At 75.3% G+C, this 6,430-nt stretch carries 5 protein-coding genes; 4 read left to right on the top strand and 1 reads right to left on the bottom strand.

The features are described from left to right. The first annotated feature begins 34 nt into the window (after positions 1-34). The 3 genes from IF43_RS0127860 (at position 35) to IF43_RS0127870 (ending at position 3,715) form a co-directional block, all read left to right on the top strand. Entirely contained in the window at positions 35-1,075 is a 1,041-nt protein-coding gene (locus IF43_RS0127860) for a C40 family peptidase (protein WP_030206515.1), read from the top strand. 265 nt (positions 1,076-1,340) lie between these two features. Next, positions 1,341-2,384, top strand: coding sequence for an NlpC/P60 family protein (locus IF43_RS0127865; RefSeq protein WP_030206517.1), 1,044 nt, complete (start codon positions 1,341-1,343; stop codon positions 2,382-2,384). 83 nt (positions 2,385-2,467) lie between these two features. Continuing rightward, positions 2,468-3,715: a hypothetical protein gene (locus tag IF43_RS0127870; protein WP_078910511.1), complete on the top strand. Its 1,248-nt coding sequence runs from the start codon at positions 2,468-2,470 to the stop codon at positions 3,713-3,715. A 184-nt stretch (positions 3,716-3,899) separates the two neighbouring features. On the opposite strand, the gene IF43_RS0127875 is transcribed toward IF43_RS0127870, so the two are convergent. After that, positions 3,900-5,054, bottom strand: a complete 1,155-nt coding sequence (locus IF43_RS0127875; RefSeq protein ID WP_030206522.1) for a glycosyltransferase family 87 protein — start codon at positions 5,052-5,054, stop codon at positions 3,900-3,902. Between the two features lie 68 nt (positions 5,055-5,122). Here IF43_RS0127875 and IF43_RS0127880 point away from each other — a divergent pair, with 68 nt between their 5' ends. Next, positions 5,123-6,265, top strand: a complete 1,143-nt coding sequence (locus IF43_RS0127880; RefSeq protein ID WP_030206525.1) for a glycosyltransferase family 4 protein — start codon at positions 5,123-5,125, stop codon at positions 6,263-6,265. Positions 6,266-6,430: the final 165 nt, after the last annotated feature.

Consider the following 6,430-nt stretch of genomic DNA (forward strand, 5'->3'; position numbering starts at 1 on the left):
GTTCGGCGGCTCTAGGAAGAAGGAGCTCGCCCCCGTGGCGTCCCACCGTCGACCCAAGCAGCCGACCCGCGCTCGTGTGACCACGCTCACCGCGCTCGCGGCCGCAGCAGTAGCCCTCGCCTCCCAGAACGCGCAGGCTGCCCCCGCCAAGCCGAGCAAGGACGAGGTCAAGTCCAAGGTCGACGGACTGTACGAACAGGCGGAGAAGGCCACCGAGAAGTTCAACGGGGCCCGCGAGCAGCAGCGCAAGCTCGAGAAGGAGATCGGCCAGCTCCAGGACAAGGTCGCCCGCGGCCAGGCCGAGCTCAACGAGATGCGCGACCAGATGGGTTCGATGGCCAGCGCCCAGTACCGCAGCGGCGGCGTGGACAGCTCCATCCAGCTCCTGCTGTCGGACAACCCGGACGAATACCTCGACAAGGCGTCCGTGCTCGACCAGTTGAGCGCCAAGCAGGTCGAGTCCGTCCACAAGATCCAGGAGAAGCAGCGGGCCCTCGCGCAGGAGCGCCAGGAGGCCGCCGGCAAGCTCAAGGACCTGGCGGACACGCGCAAGGAGCTCGGCGAGAAGAAGGCCGAGATCCAGACCAAGCTCGCCGAGGCGCAGAAGCTGCTCAACTCCCTGACCGCCGAAGAGCGTCAGCGTCTGAACGACGACGACAACACCCGCGCCAGCCGCGGCGGTGGCGGCGGCCGCGGCGGCAGCCTCGACCCGAACGTCAAGGGATCGGGCCACGCGGGCGAGGCCCTGGCGTACGCCAAGACCAAGCTGGGCTCGGCCTACATATCCGGCTACGAGGGCCCCAACGCCTTCGACTGCTCGGGTCTGGTGCAGTGGGCCTACGGGAAGGCGGGCGTGCAGCTCTCCCGCACCACCTACACCCAGGCCAACGAGGGGCCGCACATCGGCCGCAGCCAGCTCCAGCCCGGCGACCTGGTCTTCTTCTACTCGGACCTGCACCACGTCGGCCTCTACGCCGGCAACAACACGGTGCTGCACGCCTCGAACCCGCGCGGCGGCGTCAAGTACGAGAACATGGACTACATGCCGTTCCAGTTCGGCGTCCGCATCGCCTGACGGCCGCACCCCGTCGGCGGGGGTCCGGATCAATCGGACGACGACCCGCCGACACCCGCCCAATCGGGCGAATCGCGACAACCCAAGCTGACCCCGCGCCCCGCCGGTGACCTGTGTTCTCCGGCGGGGCGTCACTGTGCGTGCCCTCGGCGGTCGTTGGTCCGGCCCTCCCCGCGCGGCTACTGTCGGCCAGCGCGGGCCCCGGAACACGGCCGTCCACGGGGGGCGGACCCGGCCCCGCGCGAGCGGAAGGGGTACGGCTCCTGTGGCGTCCCATCGCCGGCCCGCCTCGGGCCTCGACCGCGGTACGCGCGGCACCAGCCTCACCGTCCTGACCGCCGCGGCGGCGACCGCGGCGGCGGCCCTGACCGGTGCCCCCGCGCACGCCGCCCCCGAGGAACCGGCGGCCGGCGCCCGCGCCCGGGTCGACCGGCTCTTCGAGGAGGCCGAGCAGGCCACCGAGCGCTTCAACGAGGCCGGCGAGCGCGCCGCGAAGCTCCGCAAGGAGATCCGGCGCACCCAGGACGCCGTGGCCCGCGGGCAGGACCGCATCAACATGATGCGCGGGCTGCTCGGCACCTTCGCCGGCGCCCAGTACCGCTCCGGCGGCGGCGTCGACCCCGCGGTCGAACTCCTCCTGTCCGACGACCCGGACGACTACCTGGAGAAGGCCGCCACCCTCGACCGGCTCTCGCTGCGCCAGGCCGCCACCCTCACCGAACTCCGCGAGGCCCAGCGCCGGCTGGGCCAGGAGCGCCGCGAGGCCTCCCGCAAGCTGGGCGAACTGGAGGCGCTGCGCGCGGACGCGGCCCGGCACAAGCGGTCGGTCACGGCCAAGCTGGCCGCCGCCCGCCGGATCCTGGAGGCGATGCCCTCCGACGAGCGGGCCGCCTTCGAGCGCGCCTCCCGCTCCGGCGGCCGCGCCGAGGCGATGCCCGATCTGTCCGGGGTCGCCGCCTCGTCGGGCCGGGCGGCCGCCGCCGTGACGGCCGCGCGGGCCGCCGTGGGCCGGCCGTACGTGTGGGGGGCCACCGGACCCTCCGCCTTCGACTGCTCCGGGCTCATGGTGTGGTCCTACCGGCAGGCAGGCGTCTCGCTGCCGCGCACCTCCCAGGCCCAGCGGTCCGCCGGCCGGCGGGTCCCGCTGTCCGAGGCGCAGCCGGGGGACCTGGTCACCTACCGGTCGGACGCCAGTCACGTGGCCATGTACGTGGGCAACGGGCAGGTCGTGCACGCCCCCTACCCGGGTGCCCCGGTACGCTACGACCCGGTCGGGATGATGCCGGTGTCCGCGGTGACGCGCCCCTGAGGCGCCGCCGTCGGTGACGCGGCCCCGAGCCGGTGCCCGTCGGCACCGCGCCCCGGCGGGCGTACGGTCGTACGATCGGGCACGTGTTCCGACGTGCGACGCTCCGGCTCCTGACGCCGCTCGCCCTCCTGCCGGCGCTGCTGGCCGGGGGCTGTACGGCGCCGCCCGCGCCCGTGGACGGGACCGAGCGGGCGGAACGGGCCGTGGAGGGCACCCTCGACGGCTGGAGCGCGGCCTTCCTCGCCCGCGACGAGGCCCGCTACCTGGAGCTCGACCACCGGCCGGGTGCCAGGGCGACCTTCGCGGACGCGGCGCAGGTGCCGCTGGCCGCCTGGGACTACCGGGCCGGCTCCGTACGCGTCGACGGCAACCGGGCCTTCGTCTCGGCGGAACTGAGCTACCGGATCACCGGCTACGACGCCCGCCCGCTGGTCTCCGCCCGCGAGGTGGAACTGCGGCGGGGGCAGGCCCTCGAACCCGCAGCGACCGCCGTGCCCGACAGCCCCGAGGAGCCGGACGACGACGGGAAGGGTCCCGGGCGGCAGCGGGACGGCGGCTGGTACGTCGTCGCCGACCGGCCGGGTCCCGGGTCCCACCCGCTGCTGTGGGAGCAGGGGCCGGTGACGGCGGTCCACGGCACCCCGAGCCTGGTCCTGGGCGTCGGCCAGGACCGCGCCCTGCTGACCGGGGTGGCGGCGGACGCCGACCGGGCGGTGCCGGCCGTCCGTGCCGTGTGGCCCCGGCCCTGGTCCGGCCGGCTGCTCGTGCAGGTTCCGGAGTCCGTGGCGGCGATGGCGCAACTGCTGGGCTCCCCGGCCTCCTCGTTCACCGGCATGGCGGCGGTCACCACCTCGCCGGGGGACCGGGTGACGATCAACCCGGAGGCGTACCGGCGCCTCGGCGACGTCGGCCGGCAGGTGGTGATCACCCACGAGGCCGTCCACGTCGCGACCCGGGACGCGACCACGCAGCAGACCCCGCTGTGGCTCTCCGAGGGCTTCGCGGACTACGTGGCCTACCGCGCGACCGGCCGCCCGCCGCGGCAGATCGCCCCGGCCCTGACCCGGGCGGTGCGGGCCGGCGCGCTGCCCGCGACCCTGCCGGACGCGTCCCAGTTCGCCTTCGCGGGCGACGCGGACGCGCTGGCCCGGGCGTACGAGGGGGCGTGGCTCGCGGTCCGGATGCTGGCGGAGCGCTGGGGGGAGGCGAAGCTGGTCTCCTTCTACGAGACCGCCGGCCGTTCCCCCGACGCCGCCTTCGCCCAGCTCGGCCTGCTGCCGGCCGACTTCACCTCGTCCTGGCGCGACTACCTCCGTACGCAGCTCGGCTGACGGCCGGTCGACACGGCGGGTCGACGCGCCGGGTGGGGCGGCCGGTCGACGCGGCCGGGTGGGGACGGCCGGTCGACGCGGCCGGGTGGGGCGACCGATCGATGCAGCGGGGTGGGGGCGCCGTGGACGGCGGCCGTCGGCCGGGGCAGGGGAGGCACCAGGGAGGCACCGTGGACGGGGAGCGTCAGACGCGGGCCGGGCTTCGTCGGCGGGTGGGGACCGTGTCGCGCCAGAGGGCGCGGCAGGCCGTGGCCGCAGCGGCCATGAGGAGTCCGTTGCGCAGCACGAGCAGGCCCACGCCCAGGGGCTCGCTGTGGACGACGTACGAGAACGCCAGCGGGAACTCCAGGAAGGTGGCCGCGGTGGCCGCCAGGACCAGGTAGGAGGCCGACCGCATGCGCGTGGAGCGCAGCGTGAGGCAGACGGCGGCCAGGCCGAGCGGCCACAGCAGGTACTGCGGGCTGATCACCCGGCTCGTGGTGATGAACAGCAGCACGGCCGCGAACGCGGCGTCCGCCACCGTGTGGGGCCCGAACGCCCGGGCCCGCGCCCGCCACACCAGCAGCCACGCGAACCCCAGCAGCGTCAGCGCGAGCGCGGCCCGGCTGACCAGCGGCACGTACGGCCCGACGAACTCCACCGAGCCGTAGTTCATCATCACCGCCCCCTGCCAGCCGAAGTGCGCCGCCGCGTGGAAGACCAGCGCCCCCAGCGACTCCACCTCCGTGCCCCGGTCCCGCTGGAACGTCAGGAACGCCAGTGCCCCCGGCATCAGCACGGTGAAGGCCGCCAGCAGCCCCGCCGCCGCCAGGCCCGCCGACACCCACACGGCCCGGTCGCGCACCCCGGCCAGCAGCAGCACGGGCCACACCTTCAGGAGCGCGCCCAGCCCGATCAGGGGCCCGCGCAGCTGGGGCACCAGCAGCGCCGCCACCGCCACGGCCGTCACGAGCAGGTCGAAGCGGGCGTACGCGGTGGGCCCCAGCAGCGGCACCCCGGCCGTCCAGGTCCACGCCCCCGCAGGACTGCGCCCCGGTCGCCGGCCCACCCGTACCAGCAGCCACAGCACCACCACGTCCGTCAGCAGCGCCAGGACGAAGAAGGCGGCGGCGTAGTCCAGGAACGGCAGCAGGCCGGGCGCGAGCACGGGCAGCGCCGCGGCGGGCGGGTACTGCCAGGTGACGTCGTCGAGGGGGAAGGTGCCGGTGCGCAGCACCTGGGACCAGCCCTGGTAGATCACGGAGACGTCGGTGGTCACGTCCGGGCCGGGTACGACCAGGACCCGCAGGACGCAGAGCACGAGCAGGGCCCTGGTGGCCGACCAGGCGGTCAGGAGCATCGCGCCATGATGCCGTGCGGCCGGGGCCGGGAGCCATTCGGCGCGGCCGTTCGGTACTGTCGCAGGCGATGCACAAGACGCTGATCGTGACCAACGACTTCCCGCCCCGCCCCGGCGGCATCCAGGCCTTCCTGCACAACATGGCGCTGCGCCTGGACCCCGACCGGATCGTCGTCTACGCCTCCACGTGGAAGCACGGCGTGGAGGGCCGGGAGGCCACCGCCGCCTTCGACGCGGAGCAGCCGTTCCCGGTCGTGCGCGACCGCACGACGATGCTGCTGCCGACCCCGCGGGCCACCGCACGGGCCACCGCGCTGCTGCGCGAACACGGCTGCAGCTCCGTCTGGTTCGGCGCGGCCGCGCCGCTCGGCCTGATGGCCCCGGCCCTGCGACGGGCGGGCGCGCAGCGGCTGGTGGCGACCACGCACGGGCACGAGGCGGGCTGGGCGCAGCTGCCCGGTGCGCGGCAGCTGCTGCGGCGGATCGGCGAGGGCACCGACACGATCACCTACCTGGGCGAGTACACGCGCTCGCGGATAGCCGCGGCGCTGACGCCCGCGGCCGCCGCGCGGATGGTCCAGCTGCCGCCCGGGGTCGACGAGAAGACCTTCCACCCCGGCTCGGGCGGTGACGAGGTGCGGGCCCGGCTCGGGCTCGCCGACCGGCCGGTCGTGGTGTGCGTCTCGCGGCTGGTGCCGCGCAAGGGGCAGGACACGCTGATCCGGGCGATGCCCGCGATCCTGGCGCGGGTGCCGGACGCCGTGCTGCTGGTGGTCGGCGGCGGCCCGTACGAGGAGGACCTTCGCAGGCTGGCCGCCGAGACCGGGGTCGCGGACTCCGTGCGCTTCACCGGCGCGGTGCCGTGGGGCGAGCTGCCCGCGCACTACGGGGCCGGCGACGTCTTCGCCATGCCGTGCCGGACCCGGCGCGGCGGGCTGGACGTGGAGGGCCTGGGCATCGTGTACCTGGAGGCCTCGGCCACGGGCCTGCCGGTGGTGGCCGGCGACTCGGGCGGAGCGCCGGACGCGGTGCTGGACGGCGAGACCGGCTGGGTCGTGCGCGGCTCCGACCCGGCGGAGTCGGCGGACCGCATCGCCACGCTCCTGCTGGACCCGCAGCTGCGCGCCCGCATGGGCGAGCGGGGCCGGGCCTGGGTCGAGGAGAAGTGGCGCTGGGACCTGCTGGCGGAGAGGCTGCGGGAGTTGCTCTGAGGGGGGCGGGGTCGGGGTGGGCTCGCTTCGGGGGGTGGCCCGGTGTGGGGGCCTGCTGCTCGCTTCGGGGGTGGGTCCCGTGGTGTGTGGGTCCCCTCGGCGCTTGACAGGGGTGGCCTGCAGGCCTCCCCCAGCTACCGCTGGGAGGTACCCCCAGCGGCAGGC

The organism is Streptomyces sp. NRRL S-87 (assembly GCF_000719335.1).
GTDB lineage: Bacteria > Actinomycetota > Actinomycetes > Streptomycetales > Streptomycetaceae > Streptomyces.

Excerpts from the sequence above, each read along its gene's own strand:
- IF43_RS0127880 (WP_030206525.1), top strand. The coding sequence starts at position 5,123 with ATGCACAAGACGCTGATCGTGACCAACGACTTCCCGCCCCGCCCCGGC.
- IF43_RS0127875 (WP_030206522.1), bottom strand. The coding sequence starts at position 5,054 with ATGCTCCTGACCGCCTGGTCGGCCACCAGGGCCCTGCTCGTGCTCTGC.